Genomic DNA, 20,006 nt, shown 5'->3' with positions numbered 1-20,006 from the left:
GAGGAGCTTAGCCAGGATGATGAACACACAGGCCAAATTCCAAAAACCAAACCTAGGACGTACCGTTTTATGGGGATCCCTGTTCGGCTTATGGACAGGGGCAGCCCTCGGCTTGTTCCTCAAGCTTGTTCAAGCTGCAACAGGCAGTCTTGTATATACGCTGCTGCTGAATGTCGATTTCTTCCCTTTAACTGACTGGACCGGGATGCATCCGCTGCCGGAATGGTTTGAGTTTTCTTTGCATCTGGCGGTTTCGGTCATCATCGGGATAGGGTACGCCCTGCTTGTCGGACGCGGATTTCGTCCGGGTACGACAGGGTTTGTACTTGGTATGCTTCCATCCTTCTTATTTATCCCCTTAACTTTGTTATCCGAGCGTACTCCGGCGGTTACCGACATGGAGGCGCTGGCCTGGTGGCTGGCAGGCCACTTCCTCTATTATGTGCTGCTTTCCCGCTGCGGCTTTTGGTATGTGGACAAGCTGCTAAAGAAGAATCAAAAAGACGGCACCGACCCCTAGCCGGTCAGCACCGTCTTTTTCTTTTTCCGGTTTTTCCGCTACGCGGACAAACTCCCTTTGTTCAAAAGCAGAAATACCGTTCCTTCCGCATCGACCTCCACCGGAAATGTCGTCACACAGCCTTCATCCGGTGCTTGCACCAAACCGTCCTTCATATTAATCTTCCAGTCGTGCAGGGGACAAAACACGTGATGATCGCAAACGATTCCTTCCGACAGCTTTCCGTTCTTGTGGGGGCAGCGGTTCTCGATGGCATGGAATTCGCCGCTCGAAAGCTTGAAGATGGCAATCTCCGTACCGGCTACCTTTACCGTTCTGGACCGCAGCGCCGGGATATCCGACGCCCGAGCTACCATAATACGTTCCATAAGCGCTCACCTCGTTCAAAATAATGTTGATCAAATCCAGGCCTCTGCCGTTTTATTCCGCCGCTGCGGCAGCTTCCTTCTCCGGAAGCGCCTCGAACATAGCCCGCAGCTCGGGCGTCTCGATAATTTCCTTCCAAGGATCCTTCATCAGCTTCAGCGTCTCATCAATACGCGCCACAAGCACCTGCCGCTTCTCTTCGGTATCCATCGCTTCCCGAATCACGTCCAGACCGACGCGCTGCACCCATTCACTCGTCCGTTCGTTCCATTTGGCGTTCTCCCGGTAATACTGCATGAAAGCCGCCGAATATTCGAGCACTTCCTCTTCCGTCTTGACCTTCCACATGAGATCACCGGCTCTGACCTTGACGCCGCCATTGCCGCCAACGTACAGCTCCCAGCCGCCGTCGATGGCTACAACCCCAAAGTCCTTAATCCCCGATTCGGCACAGTTCCGAGGACACCCGGATACGGCCATCTTCACCTTCGCCGGCGTGTTCAACCGTTCAAAGCGCCGCTCCAATTCGATACCCATGGAAATCGAATCCTGCGTCCCGAAGCGGCAGAAGGTCGAACCGACACAAGTCTTCACGGTACGGAGCGCCTTGCCGTAGCCATAGCCCGACGGCATATCGAGCTCCGCCCACATTCCCGGCAGATCTTCTTTCTTCACGCCCAGCAGATCGATTCGCTGCCCGCCTGTAAATTTGACCATCGGCACGTCATATTTCTCCGCCACTTCGGCGATTTTCTTCAGTTCCTTAGGCGATGTGACACCGCCGTATATTCTCGGTATAACGGAATACGTGCCGTCCTTCTGAATATTGGCGTGGTTCCGCTCGTTGACAAAGCGCGACTCCCGCTCCTCCGCGTGCTCCTCCGGCCAAGCCATGCCGAGATAATAATTCAGCGCGGGACGGCACTTGGAGCAGCCCTCCGGATTCTTCCAATCAAGTACATGCATAGCCTCTCTGCTCGTCGTCAAATGCATCGAGCGAATGGCCGCGACCACCTCGTCGCGGTCCAGCGTCGTACAGCCGCAGATTCCTTCTTTGCCCGCGATGACGGCATCCTCACCCAGCGTACAGTTCAGTACTTGGGCGACGAGCGGTTTACAGCCTCCGCAGGATCGTGACGCATTCGTACAAGCTTTGATCTCTTCAACCGAGGTAAGTCCTTTTTCTTGAATGGCCTTAACGATGGAGCCTTTGGTTACCCCGTTGCAGCCGCATACGATCTCGTCATCGCTCATCGCCTCGACGGCCGGGCCGCCGCCGGTTCCGTTCTTGGCGCCAAAGCCCTCGCCCAGCACGACTTCCTTCTCCCGGCCGCTGATATCTTCGCCTGTTCGTATCAGCTTGAAGATACGGGAGCTGTCGCTTGTATCGCCGAACATCACGGCGCCGACCACTTTTCCCTCCCGGATCAAAACCTTTTTGTAGATGCCGTCAAATTCATCTTGAATCTTAATGGCCCGCGTACCGGGCTCATCGTTATATTGACCGCCGGAGAAAACGTCAACACCGGATACCTTGAGCTTGGTGGACGTAACCGACCCTTGATACCCGTCAACCTCGAGACCGCACAGCTTCTTGGCCAGCACGTCGCCTTGCTCGTACAGCGGAGCCACAAGTCCATAAGCCACACCGCGGTGCTCAGCGCACTCCCCGATCGCATAGATGTTCGGCACATTGGTCTGCAGGTAATCGTTCACCACGATGCCGCGATTCAGCTCGATCCCGCTTTCCTTGGCAAGCGCAGCGTTCGGCCGAATTCCGACCGCCATGACGACGAGGTCGGCCTCCGCCAGGCTGCCGTCTTTAAACTTGACCCCGGTGACTCTTTTCTTGCCCACGATTTGCTCGGTCTGCTTCTCCAGCAGAAACTTCATCCCTTGACGCTCCAGTTCGGCCTGCAGCATTCTCGCCGCCGTTTCATCCAGCTGGCGCTCCATCAAATAAGGGTTAATATGGACAACCGATACTTCCATATTCAAATTCAGCAGTCCGCGCGCCGCCTCCAGCCCAAGCAGCCCCCCGCCGATGACGACCGCTTTCTTATACTGCTTGGCCGTCTCCATCATCGTTTCGCAGTCCTTGATATCCCGGAACGCGATAACCCCTTCCTTATCCGCCCCCGGAATCGGAAGCATGAACGGAAGCGAGCCTGTTGCAAGGATAAGCTCATCATAAGCTGAAGTCACGCCTTTATCGGAAACGACCTGCTTGTTCACCGTATCGAGCTTCGTCACGGCATGCCCTGCATGGAACGTGATGTTGTTATCCCGATACCAGTCCCAGTCATTGAGGACAATGTCCTTCATACTGGAATCCCCGGCAAGCACCGACGAAAGTAAAATCCGATTGTAATTCGGATGCGGCTCCGCTCCGAAAATCGTAATATCGAACTTCTGAGGGGCCAGCTTCAATATATGCTCCACACACCATACGCCCGCCATCCCGTTGCCAACCAGCACCAGCTTCCGTTTCATGCCTCTCCACTCCTCATTCCGATATACATAACACAAAATGTAACTTTTTAGCGGGTTATCCATTCAATTTTGTGATATACGCAATTTTGTGTAATGTTTATTTACATTTTGTTTGTGTAAAACCAATATACATGATAAATCCGTATTATACAATAGTTTCTTCTGAATTTCAGTGATTTTTTACGTTTATATTTTTTAAAACACGCATGATAAATCATTAATTACGTTATATAGTTCGTGATTATTTGAATGCAGTCCTTTCCTTTAACTCAAAATTAAACCTTAAGTTCAAATTTAATGTTATGTTTTATTACGCGTTATTCGGAGCTCCGGTTTGGTTCATCGCCTTGATCTGTAAAATTCGGCCCAACAAAAAAAGATCGACCCGTTTCTTTATTTCAAAGAAAACGAATCGATCTTTACTTTTCGATGAGCATCCGGGCCCCGGCCCTTCTGCGATGGATTTAACTGAAAACTACCGTTTTATTTTGGTGCACAATGACACGATCCTCTACATGCCAATTGACGGCACGGGCCAACACCGTTCTTTCGATATGACGCCCGATGCGCTTCAGATCATCCACATTGTCACGGTGACTAACCCGCTGCACATCCTGCTCGATAATCGGTCCGCCATCGAGTTCCTCCGTCACGTAATGGGCTGTAGCGCCAATGATTTTTACGCCGCGGTTATAGGCTTGCGCGTACGGTTTGCCGCCGATAAAGGCCGGAAGGAACGAATGGTGAATGTTGATGATCCGGTTCGGAAAGTGCTCGATGAACTTCGGCGAGATAATCTGCATATAGCGGGCCAAGATGACGGCGTCCGCCTGCCCTGTCACCAGCTCAAGCTGACGCTTCTCCGCTTCGGCTTTCGTATCCGGAGTAACAGGTATATGATAATAAGGTATGCCGAGCGGCTCAACGAGCTCCCGCATATCGTTATGATTGCTGATGACCATCGCTATTTCCGCATCGAGGTCTCCCGACTGCCAGTGCCACAGCAGCTCCAGCAAACAATGATCCTCCTTTGATACGAAGATGGCCAGGCGCTTCTTGCGGCTTGCGCGCGTAATACTCCAATCCATCTCAAATTCTCCGGCCACTGTGCCGAAATCCACTTTGAGCTGTTCGATCCGCTCATCCAAACGATCGAGATCGAATTCAATCCGGATAAAGAACAGGCCTCCCTCCGGATCCATCGTATATTGGTCGGACTGCACGATATTCGCGCCATACTCGTATAAAAAACGGGATACGGCAGCCACAATACCCGGCCTGTCCGGGCAGGATACCAGCATGCGGGCGCGATTTTGCAAATCGTTGTTTGTTCTCTTAGGGGTGATTTTTGGAACCATTGCTCTTTTCTACTCCTTCATTATGCTGACCTTCATTACACAGCGGTAAATACATGCTCGCCGGCAAACCATGCGGTCAAACGGTGATTAATCTGTTCTTCGGTTAATTCGGAGAATAACCCTTCTGCCACGACCATATCATAAAGGCGCTCCATCGGCTCGCGGCCATCCGCTTTCTTGGCCTTCGCATCCGTCTTGAGGACTTCCCATGTCTGGAGCACAAAGGATCTCGGATCCAGCTCCTGTTTCGTAAAAAAGTGCCCCAACCGCTCGACATCGGAGAGGAACTCTTCGCCGAACCGTTCTTTCACGGTACCTCCAAGAAGAGCAATCTCCGCCTCATACATGGGTCGCTGGGAGCTGTCCTGCTTGCCGATCCACGGCGTCTCCAGTATAAATGGCAGATGCTTAAGCTTCTCGTGATGAACCACGCCGTTCATCGCTTGGAAGCCGATCCAGCCGGCGCCTACAGGAGCATGGCGGTCTTTTCCGGCTCCGATCGGGTTTTTGCTGTCGTTTAGATGAACCACCGCAATGCGGTCCAGACCGATCACGCGATCAAACTTCTCCAGCACACCGTCCAGGTCGTTCACGATATCGTAGCCCGCATCATTCACGTGGCACGTATCCAAACACACGGTCAGACGGCCGTTATCCTCCACCTTCTCGATAATCTGCGCCAGCTCCTCAAAGCTGCGGCCGATTTCCGTCCCTTTGCCGGCCATCGTCTCCAGCGCGATATGGACATCCGTATCCTTCACGCCTGCAAGCACCTCATTCAAGCCTTGAGCGATGCGCGCTATGCCGAACTCCGCATCCTTGTCCGTGTAAGCGCCGGGATGCAGCACAATCTGCTTCACGCCCAAATAATGCGTACGGCGAATTTCTTCTTGAAGAAAACGTACCGCCAGCTCGAACGTGTCCTCTTTATACGAACCCAAGTTAATGATATAGGGAGCATGTACAATAATTTCACCAATGCCATGCTTGTCCATCATCTCTTTGCCTTCTTCAATATACTGCGATTCGATCGGCTTGCGGCGCGTGTTTTGCGGCGCACCCGTATAAATCATAAATGTGCCGGACCCGTACGAAACAGCTTCTTTCGCGGCGTTTAGCAAACCTTTATCTGAAAACGATACGTGCGATCCGATTTTAATCATGATCGGGACTCACTCCTTTTCATATCACATCTCTTTATTTTACTAGGATTGCGTCCGGAAATCTAGGATAGGAAATGTTTCTCTTCAAAGAAAAGCTTCTGACCGAAGCCTTTTCGATGAAGAAATGTATACTGCCTTTATCATTTAAAAAGCCTCACGACCGCTTCATTCTGCCGTTTTCCAGAAGCCTGAATTTACGGTATAATGGTGTCGAGGTGAAATGTACGATGTTTTTATCCAGTTCCGCCCCGCCCTCGGGGTTTATGTGGTTTATTCTGTTTTGGGTGTTCGTGCTGCTTTTCTTCATGTCGGTCGGCGGCTATTTTATGTTCCGTAAATTTTTGAAGGTGCTGCCAATGGGCAATGACGGCAAGTCCAAGCTCGACTGGCAGAACCATTATGTTGAAGCATCCCGCCATTTATGGACAGAAGAATCCAAAGCCTTCCTCGAAATCCTTGTTGAACCGGTTCCCACGCCGTTTCGCGACATCGCCAGACACTCCATCGCCGCGCAGATCGGACAAGTCGCTCTGGAGGATAAAGCGAAAGAAGTCACGCAGGATCACTGCATCAAGGGTTACATTCTGGCCACGCCCAAACGCGATTACAAGAGCCTGACCTCCTATCTCGACAAAAAGCAAATCGACTATAGCTCCTTTAAGCATCTGCTGCAGTGAACCAGGAATCCCTCTCGATCCGTCGGGCGGGATTTTTTGTTGTTAGGCCTGCCTCTATTTCAAGCTCGGCAAAAAGGCCTCTATCCTCCCATAGGGAAGGGATAAGGGCCTTCCAACTGTCTATCTCCGCTTTTTGCCGTTTCCCGGATCCTCGTCATATAATGCCACGCTGAGCGTGGTATGATATTCCGTCGTCCGTGTCGATTTCGTATCCCGCTTCTGCGATCGGAGACCCACGGTGCCAATACCGCTCAAAGGCAAGGTCAGCGGCAGCTCTTCCTGCCTGACGAAGCCTACGCGCCCGTCCAAAATAATGTACAGATCAACCTTCTCCTTCGATTTCATATCGATGGTCAAAAACTTTTTCCCGTTAGGCTGCACCGCTGTCTCGATCTCTCCGGACAACTTCACATTTTTCACAATGACGCCCTGGTCGTTAAAATAATCCGTAACGCGAATGACCGATTTATCCGACCATTCCGGGTTCTCGTTATTCCCGCCGCCGGATCCGCCCCCTCCTCCGGTATTTCCGCCCGAATTCGGTGGAACGATGATACTGCTGCCTGGATTGTTATTGAAGGAGCCCCCTCCGGATGAGGGTGCCCCCCCGCCTGTCCCGGCAGAAACGCCGCCGGAACCGGAGGCATCAAGCTCAATTGAAGTATAGTCCGAGAGAAAGCTGTTATTATTAAGGTAATTATAAATCCGATTGAGAATCGTCACAGCCTCCGCCCGTGTCACTCTATCCTTCGGCCGGAAGTACCCGTTATCGTTAGGCGTCATGATGCCGTTTGCTTTCAGACTGACGAGCGCCGTAGATTGCACATTCGAGAGCGGATCGTCTCCGAACTTGCAGTTGCTTGAATGATTTCCCATAAAGAGCGACGGATATACATTGCTGCTTTCAACATCCATCAATCCCCCCGCTCCGTACCTTCCGTCCGCTTTGGCGGCAGCATATTCCTCAGGGTCAAGAAACAACTTGAAAGGTACATCCCTAAACTCCATCATGACAGCGCACACATCGTTTTCACTCAGTCTGCGATCCATGAGCCGATGATCAAAGAAGGCGTAAAGCATCTGCGCCAACTGAAGCCGGTTCATCGCTTGATCCGGCCGGAAGGCCAAATCACCCGTTCGGCTGATCCCGTATCCGCCAATGCGAAAGGACGCGTCATAAATATCCGAAATGGGCCCATGCGCCCAGTGAAGCGGAGGCACATCCGTAAAATAGCTGATCTTCTTCATCCCTACCGCATACTGATTGGGACGGTACTTATTAAATAGACGGTGGACCATGATTGTCCACTCCGCTTTGCTGATCGTTTGATCCGGCCGGAACAGGCCGTCGGGATAACCGGTTAGCACTTGTTTATCCGTCATCAGCTTTATGGAGTTGATCGCCCAGGCATAACGCTGCGGATCGACATCCCGAAAGCCGCTCTCTGCGCCGAACACCCGAACCGGCAATAACGACGACAAAAGAGCGAATGACACCAAAAGCACGAGTTTGCGCCACATCTGGCCGCTAGCTTTTCTCATGAATCGCGAAACCTCCCATCACTTTCCTTTTTTATCGGTACATGAGGCCAATTTTGTTACAGCAACCGCTCTAAACCTTCCCTATGGCATCACAAAAACCGCCTGCCATTAAGGATTTCCACCGCCACGTCGCAAGCAAGCTTCCGCACTGCCGAACCTTCTGGCGGTCCATTGTCTCATGAAATATGACGGGAAAAATTAGGCACGCGGGTTTCGTTTCATTTTTCACTTTATGTGCTCGTTCTGTACTTTCCTAAAGTTTAGCGGATCCCTATGCTGCACTCGGATATCCAGCTCATACCTAATTTCGGATGCCGCCCAGCAGCGAGATCCTGAAGCATTACCGCCGTCCGAAACACTTGGGTATCCTTCACTTTGGATAGCAAGCACCGACGGCTTGCTTCAAAGCATCTCCGCTTGCCGCCGCATTCAGCGCCCCGTTCATCTGCATATTTGCACCCCCATCATTACATAAGATAAGATGGGATCCGTTTTAGAGAACCGAAAAATCAGACATTACTGCTGAAAAAAAAGGAATCAAAGCCCGGCTGACGAAATATTGGTGTAGCGAGACCCTGTCTATCATCCGGACAACATGAGGGGGATGACAACATGTTCGGTGATCAAGAAAAGATATTCCTGTACGGACTCATCCTTTTCATCGCTGCGACCGCCATCTGGTTTGCCTTAAGGATGAAACCAAAGGGCCCGCGGCGCCTCGGTCCCCGCCGAAGCAAACTACCCATGTCCAAACAGAGCTGTTCTTACTGCAAGAAGAAGGTTCCTCCGAAGGAACTAACCTTTTATTCAGGCCGCGATAAAGTGGTCGGTGTATGCAAAGCGTGTCGTCCACAGGCCGAACGTCAAGCCCTGCTGCGCCTATAGCTTATACATAAAGACCTCCCAGAAAGGGAGGCTTTTTGTTTTTTTTCAATTGAAACGTTCGGTATATTTGAGCGTACACAGCGTCGTCGCCGCGCCACCAACCGTTATCGTAATGACAGATAACACAAATGTCTCTGCGGAGATCAACACCCCCCCGAGACTTACGATGATCGCATCGATGAAAAAAATAAGAATTCCCACATTAAACCGAACATGCCTCGATAGAAATTGAGCCATTAAATCCGTTCCTCCGGTGCTGGTATCATATCTCAGCATAATTCCGATACCCGCGCCGACAACGATGCCGCCGATGATGCTGCTGTTAACCGGCGGCAAATTCACATAATAAAGAAAATAAAAGTGGAACGGCTCCAATATATCGATCAGATAGGAGGAGAGCAGCATTCCATGCAAGCTGTTGTAGACCAATTCACGGCAATAAAGCCACGCAAACACAAAGATGGGGATACTGCACAGGATCACCACAAGCCCCACTTTGATTTTGAATAAATAATTAAGGATGAGAGCTATTCCAATAATTCCGCCGTCCAAAACCTTAAATGGCATCAAAAAACAATTCACACCTATGGCGATCAGCAAGCTTCCCGTCAGGATTGCAACGATTTTATGGTACAGCAACCAAACCAGCTCCCATCAAGGCATGTCTGATTTATATGCTGAACACGTAAAAAATGTGCATCTAACTATGGGCCCTGCAAATACAAAAGAAAAAACCCTTGGATATCAAGGGTTTACGGCTTACGTCAGAATGCGGTTGAGAGGACTCGAACCTCCACGGGCGTACGCCCACTACCCCCTCAAGATAGCGTGTCTGCCATTCCACCACAACCGCGAATAAAATAATTATATCTTTTTCTCCGGCATGAGTAAAGTCCGCCCTTACGAGCACATTCCACCCTCACGCGCTTCGGAACGCTTTCACTAATAGCCTCTCTTTACGGCTTAACGAATTCCAATTCTTGAAACATCCCGACACGGAATTGCGTTTAGACTATATCGATAACTTTACCTATTATGTCACATTTGAATTTGATCAGAGAGAACGCCGCGAATTTCATGTGCGTCCCGGCGAATTCGGTCTAATGGCCGAAGGAGATCAGGGGACACTTTCATACCAAGGCACCCGCTTCCTGGCATTTCAGCGAACAGGCTAGCGTTTATTTTTTGGGCATCGCCCCAGAGTCGGGAGAGAGGAGAAAGCATCCAGGCGTTTATCTCCAGAAGCCTCCCCCTAACGTCAATCAAAAAAATAAGCCTGATGATCCTTTAGGATCACCAGGCTTATTGGTGATTATGCGGTTGAGAGGACTCGAACCTCCACGGGCGTACGCCCACTACCCCCTCAAGATAGCGTGTCTGCCATTCCACCACAACCGCATGTTATTATACGGACCCGCAGAGGATACTCTCCGCGCGCTTCTAGCTGCGAAGCCGAAGCTAACAAAGCTTATCCTCCGACGAACCCTCGGTATGACCCGTAGGGGATTCGAACCCCTGTTACCTCCGTGAAAGGGAGGTGTCTTAACCCCTTGACCAACGGGCCATGCTATGAAGATATCGGCCGCCTTTTGAGCGACAAGTGTTATTATAGCGGAATACTCCAAGGTTGACAAGATATTTTTTTGAAAATTTCCGGGAATACAAGAAGGTTTTTGATCAAAAATTCCGGTATGCTAAAATAGAAGAAAATTACAGCATAATAACGAGGTGCCAGCCATGCTGATCTACCGATTATCGACAGGCCACATCACCGAACAAGATATTCGCGTTCCGGATCAAGATGAAATTGCTTGGATACATATGACCGACCCGGCTCCGGAGCAGGTTGAGCATGTTCTCGGAGAACTCTTTCATTGTCACCCTCTAGTGGTGGAGGACTGCATCAAGCTTAAACAACGCCCCAAAATGGACCGCCATCAGAATCATATTTTTCTGACGTTTTTTGCCATTGTCGATAAGAATCTCTCGACTGTCGAATTCGGCCTCGTCATCGGATCGAACTTCGTAATCACCGTATGTAAAAAACCGATCCCGATAATGGAAGAGCTGCAGAAGCAGTTTTTACACACGGACGATAGTATGGAGCATCCCGGACGTATCTTGTATCGGATTTTGGACCGCTGTGTCGATGATTATACCGACATTATCAATCAAATCGAGGATCGCGTGGATCGTATGGAACGGAACATTTACCGCAGCCCTTACGTTCGCATATCCAAAGAGGTGTTCCATCTCAAACGTACGATGCATTTGCTGCGCCGAATTATCGTTGAGGAAAAATCGCTGCTCGGTGCCATGAGCCATCAGAACTTCCCTTATTTACGTAAGGAAGCGGACGTTTATTTCATCGACATCTATGATCATATTTCCCGGGTAATCGACTCGCTCGACATTTACCGAGAATCATTGACAGGCCTCCTGGAACTGCAAATGAGCATGAAATCCGATCGCATGAACGAGATTATGAAGACTCTTACGATCATTAGCTCTATCTTTCTCCCGCTGACCTTTATTGTCGGATTGTACGGCATGAACTTCAAAAATATCCCTGAACTGAATTGGGATTTCGGTTATTTGTACGTATGGATTTTAATGATTGGCGTATCCGTTGGAATGTGGCGCATCTTTAAATGGAAAAAATGGATTTGAAATGCGGGCGTTAGATTGGGAAGTTCACCTCAACATCATAGGAGCCGAAAAGAGAACACCCGGGGCCCGCTCCCCGTACCATGAGTAATTAAGGAATTACATTGAGAAAAAAGCTGCCTGCTTTCTCCTGTTGCCTATCGCAATAGAAATTCCAAAACAACGCCAGCAGCTCATTCTATAATCCTTAAGGTGATCTTTCTTGACGATACCGCGCTTTTACATATCCACAGAAAAGATGCCGATATCATTTTCAGGTGTGTACAACGAAAAAGAGACAGCGCATGATGTGCCGTCCTACGGAGTCTCGCGGCGTTCCCTACGCTGCTCCACACCCCCTCTTCTCCGGTTCTTATCCCTCCCGTTCTCTCCTTACGAAAAAAACTACCCAGAACTATGGGTAGTTTTTTCATTATGTATACGGAGAGAGAGGGATTCGAACCCTCGCACCACTTACGCAGTCTAACCCCTTAGCAGAGGGTCCCCTTGAGCCACTTGGGTATCTCTCCAAGAAAAGATGGCTCCCCGAACAGGACTCGAACCTGTGACAACTCGATTAACAGTCGAGTGCTCTACCAACTGAGCTATCAGGGAACGACACTAAAAATTTATCATGAATTACGCTTCAAGTCAAGCGTGAGTCATCTCAAGCGCACATCCATCGTGCATCATATAACAGGGATTACGAAGGCTTCTTTCCGAAAATAACATGTTTGACCTCATCCCACTGTTTAATTTTCAAGCTTTTCGAATCAATCCATTTATTCATTTGCGAACCCCCTTTCACTTGCACGCGATGTAAATAAAAGCTCGCAGGCATACACTGCCAAGACAGAAGCGATTTGGATGATATCGAGCCTTTGAGCGACGATGCTGTCTTTCCGATTGGCGTGCAAGTGAATAAGGGGTACTGTCCAGCCCCACGCTGCGCCAGCGCTTACGCAGGTAAGCGTTTACGATCACCCGTGATGCTCACACTGCGCGTCGAATCTATCAGGTACTTCGCCTAATATATAACCTGACATCGAATCCCTGCCTGCAAAACGTATTCTGCCTTTTGGTCAAGAAGCCCTGTCAATCGTAAAATATCCGCTATATAGCGACTCTGATTTCGGCTTTAATCCTGAATTAAATTCATTTCTTTCAATAAGCTCTACCTGATGTTTCTGTCGATGCTTTTACCACCGGAGTTTAATCCTGTCGGAAATTGGCCGCTTCCATACTTGGTTATGATATAAATCGTTCCGATGACTACAGCCGCAATAATTAAAGTTCCGGCGTTGAGTCCCCAACCATAGAGGGTGACATAGCCGATAGAACCGCCAAACAAAGCATAGTAGGACATCGGAAGCAATGTTTTACGGATCAGCAGACCTTCTTTTCCAGCCATGCCTACTGTCGCGGATGCGGCAACGACGTTATGTACGCAAATCATATTACCTGCCGCTCCCCCAATCGCTTGCAGCGCGACAATCCAGCTCGGATCAACACCGATTCGCGTCCCGACACCGAATTGAAAGTAAGAGAACATCATGTTGCTTACCGTGTTGCTTCCGGCGATAAAGGCACCCAGCGAACCGATAAACGGGGCAAAGATCGGCCAGAACGAGCCTGCAATTGAGGCAACCCCTTCAGCCAACACGATCGGCATGCTCTCAAAGCCTGCAGTCCCTTTGGCACTGCCTATAAATACCTTCACCATAGGCACGGCAAAGATGAGCGCAGTTGAAGCGAGAAGCGTTGACTTAAATGAATTTCCCCATGCCCGCTTAAACGAACTGCCATCCATGTTATGAATGAAATAAGTCAGCAATACAACAACGATAAAAATCGTCCCGGGCAAATAAAGCGGCTGCACAGCGACATTAACGCCGGCCCCAAAAATATTTTCCAGCTTTACACTTATCCCGGTAAGCCATCCTTTAATCGGCAAAAAGGTAAGGCGGGTAGCCACAAGGAACAATCCCACAAGTACATACGGTGCCCATGCTTTTAAGCCGGTCATGCCACCTGATCTGTGAACGATGTCCTTAATTTCTATCGTTCCGTTCCAAATCGGGTCCCAGTTATCCTTCTTTTCGAATTGCCAGACACCGTCTTTGGGTAAAAACCAGCCTTTTTTGGCGCCGAAAACAACAATCGCCAAGCCGATCAAGCCGCCGAACATTGACGGAAATTCCGGTCCAAGCGTGTTAGCCACAATGAAATAAGGAACCGTCATAGCGAAAGCGCCGAATATGGCAAACTTCCAAGCACCCAGCCCTTCCTTAAACGACTTGTTTTTGCCGAAATATTTGGTCAATAAACAAACCAGGAACAGCGGTACAAGCGTACCGGCAACCGCATGCAAAAAGGCAACTTTAGCACCGATTGAAGCTAAATAGCTGCCCCATTGAGCGCTTGTCACCCCCAATGTTGAGGTTACATCTGCCAGCTGTCCGTTCCCAAGACCCGTACTTACGCCGACAAGAATCGGGGTACCCAATGCACCGAAGGAGACGGGGGTACTTTGGATAATCAAGGAAGACATAACCGCAGCCATCGCCGGGAAGCCCAGCCCAACAAGAAGCGGCGCCGCGACGGCGGACGGAGTTCCAAATCCGGCGGCGCCTTCAATGAAGGAGCCGAACAGCCAAGCAATAATGATCGCCTGAATCCGCCGGTCCGGTGAAATACTGGATAAACCGGCGCGAATGGCGGAAATCCCGCCGCTTTCCTGCAATGTATTCAGAAGCAGAATGGCGCCGAAAATAATGTACAGCAAAGTAATAGCGGTTATAAAACCATCGACCGTTGAAGCGGCAACCATGTTGAACGGGATTCCCCATATCCACAATGCCAAAATGACAACCACCGCGTAGGCAAGGGGCATGGCTTTACTAGCGGGCCAACGAAGAACGACAAGAAACAAAAATACGGCAGCAATAGGCAAGAGAGCTAACAGAGCCATCATAAAACATAACCTCCTTCGAAATGTAAATCGTATTCTTTGAAAACCGTCGAGTTGAGCCTTCGATCAGAGCCGAAGCCGATCCTTTATTCCACCTGCCTCCTTTCCTTCACCATATAGCTATTATTGAATTGCTCAATACATTCACAATGGAGTGTGAAAATCAAGCTGAAGATTGAGCACAATTTACAATGTAAGCGTATACAAATTTCTTTACCGGGGAGATTCCCCGGGGTATATTTTTCGTTACTTCATCGACAATCGCTAAACGGCACTCTTTTCTTTGTCGTATAGTTTCACTTCAGCGCAGCGGGCCGGTTTGGGCAGCAGCTTGCCGGGATTGCACAAATCTTCGCTATTGAATACAGACCTGATATCCATCTGAGCCTGCAATTCATCATCGTTTAAGATAAATCGCATCTCTTCCATTTTCTCGATCCCCACACCGTGCTCTCCGGTAATGGAGCCCCCGACATCGGCACATTTCTTGAGAATTTCAGACCCGGCATTCATCGCGCGGTCGGTTTCCCCCGGGATTCTTGCGTCAAACAGAATGAGCGGATGCAAATTCCCGTCTCCCGCATGAAAAACGTTGGCAATCCGCAGCCCGTATTTTTCACTGATGCGTTCGATTTCCTCAAGCACTTCCTGGAGACGGCTCCTGGGAATGCATCCGTCTTGTACAAGGTATCCGGGTGAAATCGTCCCCATCGCGCCGAAAGCTTGCTTGCGGTTCGCCCACCAACGGGCTCTTTCCTCGGGAGTCTCCGCTGCTTTAAGCTCCCGGATATTGTGAGTGCGGCAAACCTCCATAATATCGTCAATCTGATCTTGAAGCCCGGCGGCAATTCCATCTACTTCGGCGATGAGAACTGCGGCTAAATCCTTCGGATAGCCAACCGGGTAGTTTCCTTTCTCAACCCCTTCGATGGCAATGCGGTCCATCATTTCAAGCGCGGCCGGGACGATCCCTTTGGCGATAATTCCCGAAACCGCACGGCTGGCATCGCCCACATCATCAAACAAGGCCAATACGGTTTTAAACGCTTCCGGTTTTTTCAATACACGAACCGTGATTTTGGTGACAATCCCCATCGTCCCTTCAGAACCGACGACAATGCCTGGCAAATCGTATCCCGGGGTGTCGGGCAAGCCGCCCAATTCCACGATCTCCCCATTCGGAAGAACCATTTCGAGTCCAATCACGTGGTTGGTCGTTACACCGTATTTAAGGCAGTGGGCCCCGCCCGCATTCTCCCCAACGTTTCCTCCGATCGTACAAGCGTATTGGCTGGAAGGATCAGGCGCGTAGTAATAACCTTTCGAGGCAATGGAATTCGTTAATTTCAGATTCACATATCCCGGCTGCACAACGGCGCGCCGGTTGGGAAGATCCACCTCCAGCAGCTTATTCATTCTGACAAGACTGATGATGACTTCGTTGTTCAACGGAATCGCACCTCCGCTTAGTCCGGTGCCGGCCCCTCGCGGGAGAAACGGAATTTTCCGGTCATAGCAATATTTCACGATTTGGGCGACTTCTTCCGTATTTTTCGGAAATACGACGGCGCTTGGCTTCGCTTTATGAATCGTATAGCCGTCACATTCATATGCCACCAGATCTTCATATCGATACAGCACACTTTTGGTGCCCAGCATGTCGATAAAATCGCGGTGCATCTGTTCCATCCCGTCACTCCTCTTCTTTTTGGTAGGCCCAATCCAGCAGTTGAATCGTATGAACGATTTTCTCCTGACGGCCGTGACGTACGATACCTATGTTAAACTGCATCATACAGCCCGGATTCCCCATCGCAACCATGTCACAGCCGGACGGAATATCATTCATCTTTCGATCGAGCAGCGCACCGGCCATATCGGGATTCGTAATATTGTAAATTCCGGCGCTGCCGCAGCAGCGATCGGCATCAGGCAGGTTAACCATGTTCACTCCAGGTATGCTGGCCAGCAGCTGTCTAGGCTCCGCCCTGACACCTTGCGCGTGGGCCAGATGGCAAGCATCATGGTAAGTAACGGTCACATCAAGCGCCCCCTTCGGAGGAACGAGCCCAAGGTCATGGATAAACTGCGAAACATCTTTGATTTTCTCCGAAAACATTTCCGCTTTGCCGTGGTAGGCCGGATCATTCTTCAGCAATTCTTCGTATTCCTTAAGCGCTGCCCCGCATCCCGCGGCGTTGACAATAATCGCATCGATGTCGTTCGAAAGAAAGGTATCGATATTTTGGCGAGCCAGCATTTTGGCCGTATCGCGGTCACCCGCATGGACTTGAAGCGCCCCGCAGCAGTTCTGACTTTTGGGAATGACCACCTCGCAGCCGTTTCGCTGCAGCACCCGAATCGTCGCTTCGTTAATATCGCTAAACATCACATCCATAATGCACCCGGTCAGAACAGCTACGCGAGCCCGTTTTTCCCCGACGGCGGGAACAACTTCAGGATAGGAAGCAAGGACAGAAGACTTTGGAATTTCCGGCATTGCCGCTTCCATCTCTTGCAGATGCTTGGGCAAAATTTGCAGCAGCTTTAATTTACGCGCGGTTGTTTGCAATCCCGATTTTTGATATACCCGCGTTAATTTGCCCAATAGGCGCAGACGCTTGTTGTGCGGAAAAATCCCTTTCAGAAAGAAACGGCTGGCGGCCCCCTTCCATCCCTTCGGCGGGTCGGCTTTATACAATTGGCCGCGGGCCTCTTCGATCAGACCGCCCACTTGAACTCCTGTAGGACAAGCCGTCTCACACGCTCTGCAGTCCAAACAAGTGAAAACCGGCTCTTTAAACACGTCATTCAGTTCCATTTTCCCTTCGGCAACCGATTTAATTAAATATACTCTGCCCCGGGGCGAATGGGCCTCTAGCTGCTCCTCCTGGTAAGTCGGACAAGCCTCAAGACACATTCCGCAGTGAACGCATTCCGAGAACTTATTCGGGTCAGGCGCATCTTCAAACGGATAGTTCGATTTTAGAGAAATCGTGTCGCACGCCGGTGAAGTCATCGTTTTTAACGCATTTTCGGACATTCCTATATCCCCCCTGCGAATCGGCCCGGATTCAAAATCCAAAGCGGATCAATTTTAGCTTTAATCCCTCTCATCAGCGTAAAATCAGCCCGTTCTTTTCCCCAAACGGGAAGCTTTGAACGAATCGTTTGCGGAGCAAATTCAATAATCAAATGGCCCTTTTGCTCGCCGACGATTTCCATGGATCGCTCAATCCATTGTACAATCCCCTGTTCATGTTCATTTCCGGCTTCCAAAACCATTCGGCCAATTCCTGTCGCTCCTCCGCCCATGGCCAGCACGGAAAGGCCGGTTTCGATGGCAGCGCTCTCAAGCGCATCAAGCAGACCTTTCATTTGCGTAAGCAAACAGGATATTTTCAAGGAAACGACGCACTTCCGTGCATCCGCATACAATGAATTGGGAAGCAAATTCACGTAGCTTTTCCAGAAATCTTGGGCCTTCTCTTGCTCCTGAACGGCAGTAACCTCCAATCCCAGTACAGAGGCTTGCCTGGTCAACCAATCCACCTGGTACCTAACCGATTTTTCCACATCCTCAAAGGCGAAGATTAGGGCATGACTTTGCGGCACGTCCAAACCTAACTGATGGATTAGCGTAGGATTGACGAATTCCATGGCCGTCGGTTCCAGGTAGGAGTCAAGCACTTCCAATTGAAGCTTCATCAAGTCTTCCGCCCGTTGATGCGAAACGATCACATTAGCCGTATATTTCGCCATTGGCCTCACTTTAAACGTCAGCTCCGTAATAATTCCTAACGTCCCCATCGCACCGATAAAAAGCTTATTCATATCATAGCCGGCCACATTCTTCACGGTTTTCGCCCCGGTTCTAATGATCGTGCCGTCAGGATAAACCACTCTCGCCCCAAGCACTAAATCCCGCGGCGAACCGTAAAGCGCTCTCTTCGGTCCGGTCGTATTGGCTGATACAATACCTCCGATCGTCGCATCCTGCGGCCACGCCGGATCAACCGGCAAAAACTGTTGATATTGCGCCAATTGCTGCTGTATTTGGAAAACCGTTGTGCCCGGCAAAACAGTAACCGTCATATCCCCGGCAGGATGATCTACGATACCGGTCAATCTGCGCAGTGACAAAAGAATATCCGGCTGCTGCTTCAGCAGGCCAAAGGCGTCTTTCGTGCCCCCTCCTTGCGGAACGACTGACAACTCCGCGGCATGGGCAAATTTCATAATCTCGGCAATTTCCGTCTCGTTTCCAGGGTAAGCGGTTACATAAGCGTGAATTCTATATTCTCCCGCATTCCCGCCGGCCAAGTCGGCCGCTTCAACGTTAGACTCCCCAACAATGGAAGCCAATGCCTTCACCATTGGTTCAATACTCTCTTTACGCCCCAGCTCGATCATTCTTCTCCTCCATTTCTCCTCTTCCCCAAATGGTGTTTACCAGGTGGAAGTTACTGATGCACCGGCATAAAGGTACAATTTAGAAATAAGGTCAAAAGGTATTAAGGTCATCTTATGACCTTAAGGAAAAAAATCCCTTGTCTTCACCTCAATATAATAATATTTTATCTATTTCATTTCGTCTACCCTTTTTTCATTAGGCACCGATTCTTTTAATTGGGTCTCAACATAGAGAAGATGCTCCAGCATGGCGCTCTCCGCTTGATCAACAAGTCCGTTTTTGATCGCACCGTAGATGGCGATATGATGATGGAGTAAATGCTCCAGCTTCGCTTGTGTGGTGAAAAGCTTTTGGCGGTTTTCTTTTAGTGCCTGCTGCGTTCGGCCGGAAATAGACTGCATAAGTGATGTGAGGATCGGATTTTGGGTGGCTTGGGAAATCGCATAATGGAATCTCCAATCCGCCTTATCCCACTCATCCGGAGAGGTCAGCTTCCGCTTCATAATTTCAATCGACTTCTCCATTTCCAGCAGGTCTTTCCCCGTCCTTTTCTCAGCAGCGGAGCGGGCCGCGCCAACTTCCAGCATTTTTCGCACTTCAATCAAATGCAAAATATCTTCTTTGCCGACCAAAACGAATTCATTAATTTTCGAGGTTAACTCTCCGGCATCATATTTGGCCACAAACGTTCCGTGCCCCTGCAGAATTTCCACCAGTCCCATGGCCCTTAGCGCGCTAAGCGCCTCCCGAACAGAAGGCTGACCGACATTCAGCAATTCGCCTAGTTCCCGAACGGAAGGCAGCTTCTCCCCAGGCTGATATTGCCCTGATACAATTGCTTTTTTCAGCTGTTCTGCTACTTGTTCGTAAATTTTCCGAGGTTTTATTTCTTGTAAGTCCACGTTTTTTCCTCCACCAGAATCAGCTTATTTCATATACAGCAATACGATATGTAGGCCAAGTGAATCCGA

At 49.9% G+C, this 20,006-nt stretch carries 16 protein-coding genes and 5 tRNA genes; 5 read left to right on the top strand and 16 right to left on the bottom strand.

Annotated features, from left to right (window positions below):
• Positions 1-16 precede the first annotated feature (16 nt).
• Positions 17-520, top strand: a complete 504-nt coding sequence (locus tag ACZYR9_RS05405; RefSeq protein ID WP_488977447.1) for a hypothetical protein — start codon at positions 17-19, stop codon at positions 518-520.
• Positions 521-558: 38 nt separating this feature from the next.
• On the opposite strand, the gene nirD is transcribed toward ACZYR9_RS05405, so the two are convergent.
• The 4 genes from nirD to ACZYR9_RS05385 all read right to left on the bottom strand — a co-directional run bounded on the left by nirD (position 559) and on the right by ACZYR9_RS05385 (position 5,900).
• Positions 559-888, bottom strand: a complete 330-nt coding sequence (gene nirD, locus ACZYR9_RS05400; protein ID WP_488977446.1) for a nitrite reductase small subunit NirD — start codon at positions 886-888, stop codon at positions 559-561.
• Positions 889-940: 52 nt separating this feature from the next.
• The gene (gene nirB, locus ACZYR9_RS05395; protein WP_488977445.1) at positions 941-3,379 is read right to left on the bottom strand and encodes a nitrite reductase large subunit NirB; all 2,439 of its coding nucleotides are present in this window, start codon (positions 3,377-3,379) and stop codon (positions 941-943) included.
• A gap of 464 nt (positions 3,380-3,843) precedes the next feature.
• Positions 3,844-4,737: a formyltetrahydrofolate deformylase gene (gene purU / locus ACZYR9_RS05390; RefSeq protein WP_488977444.1), complete on the bottom strand. Its 894-nt coding sequence runs from the start codon at positions 4,735-4,737 to the stop codon at positions 3,844-3,846.
• A 35-nt stretch (positions 4,738-4,772) separates the two neighbouring features.
• Entirely contained in the window at positions 4,773-5,900 is a 1,128-nt protein-coding gene (locus ACZYR9_RS05385; protein ID WP_488977443.1) for a deoxyribonuclease IV, read from the bottom strand.
• Between the two features lie 227 nt (positions 5,901-6,127).
• Between ACZYR9_RS05385 and ACZYR9_RS05380 the strand changes: the two genes are divergently transcribed.
• Positions 6,128-6,577 carry a DUF2621 domain-containing protein gene (locus ACZYR9_RS05380; RefSeq protein WP_488977442.1) on the top strand — a complete coding sequence of 150 codons (450 nt, stop codon included), beginning with the start codon at positions 6,128-6,130 and terminating at the stop codon, positions 6,575-6,577.
• 120 nt (positions 6,578-6,697) lie between these two features.
• Here ACZYR9_RS05380 and ACZYR9_RS05375 read toward each other — a convergent pair whose 3' ends face one another.
• Complete coding sequence (locus ACZYR9_RS05375; RefSeq protein ID WP_488977441.1) at positions 6,698-8,119, bottom strand: S-layer homology domain-containing protein; 1,422 nt, start codon at positions 8,117-8,119, stop codon at positions 6,698-6,700.
• 612 nt (positions 8,120-8,731) lie between these two features.
• On the opposite strand from ACZYR9_RS05375, the gene ACZYR9_RS05370 reads away from it, so the two are divergent.
• Complete coding sequence (locus ACZYR9_RS05370; RefSeq protein ID WP_488977440.1) at positions 8,732-9,004, top strand: hypothetical protein; 273 nt, start codon at positions 8,732-8,734, stop codon at positions 9,002-9,004.
• 45 nt (positions 9,005-9,049) lie between these two features.
• Here the strand turns inward: ACZYR9_RS05370 and ACZYR9_RS05365 are convergent, their stop codons facing one another.
• Together ACZYR9_RS05365 and ACZYR9_RS05360 are read right to left on the bottom strand one after the other, a co-directional pair.
• A complete protein-coding gene (locus ACZYR9_RS05365) occupies positions 9,050-9,643 on the bottom strand; it encodes a YitT family protein (RefSeq protein WP_488977439.1) in 594 nt (197 codons plus the stop codon).
• Positions 9,644-9,774: 131 nt separating this feature from the next.
• Positions 9,775-9,857 (bottom strand) — tRNA-Leu (locus ACZYR9_RS05360).
• Positions 9,858-9,984: 127 nt separating this feature from the next.
• Here ACZYR9_RS05360 and ACZYR9_RS05355 point away from each other — a divergent pair.
• Positions 9,985-10,179, top strand: coding sequence for a DUF2500 domain-containing protein (locus ACZYR9_RS05355; protein ID WP_488977438.1), 195 nt, complete (start codon positions 9,985-9,987; stop codon positions 10,177-10,179).
• A 140-nt stretch (positions 10,180-10,319) separates the two neighbouring features.
• Here ACZYR9_RS05355 and ACZYR9_RS05350 read toward each other — a convergent pair.
• Together ACZYR9_RS05350 and ACZYR9_RS05345 are read right to left on the bottom strand one after the other, a co-directional pair.
• Positions 10,320-10,402, bottom strand: a tRNA-Leu gene (locus ACZYR9_RS05350).
• 94 nt (positions 10,403-10,496) lie between these two features.
• Positions 10,497-10,568 (bottom strand) — tRNA-Glu (locus tag ACZYR9_RS05345).
• Positions 10,569-10,741: 173 nt separating this feature from the next.
• On the opposite strand from ACZYR9_RS05345, the gene corA reads away from it, so the two are divergent.
• Positions 10,742-11,674, top strand: coding sequence for a magnesium/cobalt transporter CorA (corA, locus tag ACZYR9_RS05340; RefSeq protein WP_488977437.1), 933 nt, complete (start codon positions 10,742-10,744; stop codon positions 11,672-11,674).
• A gap of 418 nt (positions 11,675-12,092) precedes the next feature.
• Here corA and ACZYR9_RS05335 read toward each other — a convergent pair.
• From ACZYR9_RS05335 to ACZYR9_RS05305, 7 genes are all read right to left on the bottom strand, one after another.
• Positions 12,093-12,180, bottom strand: a tRNA-Ser gene (locus ACZYR9_RS05335).
• Positions 12,181-12,189: 9 nt separating this feature from the next.
• A tRNA-Asn gene (locus ACZYR9_RS05330) sits at positions 12,190-12,265 on the bottom strand.
• 559 nt (positions 12,266-12,824) lie between these two features.
• Positions 12,825-14,624: an L-lactate permease gene (locus tag ACZYR9_RS05325; protein WP_488977436.1), complete on the bottom strand. Its 1,800-nt coding sequence runs from the start codon at positions 14,622-14,624 to the stop codon at positions 12,825-12,827.
• A gap of 261 nt (positions 14,625-14,885) precedes the next feature.
• Entirely contained in the window at positions 14,886-16,310 is a 1,425-nt protein-coding gene (locus ACZYR9_RS05320; protein ID WP_488977435.1) for an FAD-linked oxidase C-terminal domain-containing protein, read from the bottom strand.
• Positions 16,311-16,314: 4 nt separating this feature from the next.
• Positions 16,315-17,664: a (Fe-S)-binding protein gene (locus tag ACZYR9_RS05315; protein ID WP_488977434.1), complete on the bottom strand. Its 1,350-nt coding sequence runs from the start codon at positions 17,662-17,664 to the stop codon at positions 16,315-16,317.
• A 2-nt stretch (positions 17,665-17,666) separates the two neighbouring features.
• Positions 17,667-19,034 carry an FAD-binding oxidoreductase gene (locus ACZYR9_RS05310; protein WP_488977433.1) on the bottom strand — a complete coding sequence of 456 codons (1,368 nt, stop codon included), beginning with the start codon at positions 19,032-19,034 and terminating at the stop codon, positions 17,667-17,669.
• Positions 19,035-19,202: 168 nt separating this feature from the next.
• Positions 19,203-19,937 (bottom strand): FadR/GntR family transcriptional regulator, encoded by a 735-nt coding sequence (locus tag ACZYR9_RS05305; RefSeq protein WP_488977432.1) that lies wholly within the window; start codon positions 19,935-19,937, stop codon positions 19,203-19,205.
• Positions 19,938-20,006 lie beyond the last annotated feature (69 nt).

The organism is Paenibacillus sp. F024, from assembly GCF_057814255.1.
This window is presented reverse-complemented; position numbering and strand designations above follow the sequence as displayed.

Coding starts and splice junctions, on each gene's coding strand:
- purU (WP_488977444.1), bottom strand. CDS start 4,737: ATGGTTCCAAAAATCACCCCTAAGAGAACAAACAACGATTTGCAAAAT.
- ACZYR9_RS05405 (WP_488977447.1), top strand. CDS start 17: ATGATGAACACACAGGCCAAATTCCAAAAACCAAACCTAGGACGTACC.
- ACZYR9_RS05310 (WP_488977433.1), bottom strand. CDS start 19,034: ATGATCGAGCTGGGGCGTAAAGAGAGTATTGAACCAATGGTGAAGGCA.
- ACZYR9_RS05370 (WP_488977440.1), top strand. CDS start 8,732: ATGTTCGGTGATCAAGAAAAGATATTCCTGTACGGACTCATCCTTTTC.
- ACZYR9_RS05375 (WP_488977441.1), bottom strand. CDS start 8,119: ATGAGAAAAGCTAGCGGCCAGATGTGGCGCAAACTCGTGCTTTTGGTG.
- ACZYR9_RS05325 (WP_488977436.1), bottom strand. CDS start 14,624: ATGATGGCTCTGTTAGCTCTCTTGCCTATTGCTGCCGTATTTTTGTTT.
- ACZYR9_RS05385 (WP_488977443.1), bottom strand. CDS start 5,900: ATGATTAAAATCGGATCGCACGTATCGTTTTCAGATAAAGGTTTGCTA.
- ACZYR9_RS05315 (WP_488977434.1), bottom strand. CDS start 17,664: ATGTCCGAAAATGCGTTAAAAACGATGACTTCACCGGCGTGCGACACG.
- ACZYR9_RS05320 (WP_488977435.1), bottom strand. CDS start 16,310: ATGGAACAGATGCACCGCGATTTTATCGACATGCTGGGCACCAAAAGT.
- ACZYR9_RS05380 (WP_488977442.1), top strand. CDS start 6,128: ATGTTTTTATCCAGTTCCGCCCCGCCCTCGGGGTTTATGTGGTTTATT.
- nirB (WP_488977445.1), bottom strand. CDS start 3,379: ATGAAACGGAAGCTGGTGCTGGTTGGCAACGGGATGGCGGGCGTATGG.
- corA (WP_488977437.1), top strand. CDS start 10,742: ATGCTGATCTACCGATTATCGACAGGCCACATCACCGAACAAGATATT.
- nirD (WP_488977446.1), bottom strand. CDS start 888: ATGGAACGTATTATGGTAGCTCGGGCGTCGGATATCCCGGCGCTGCGG.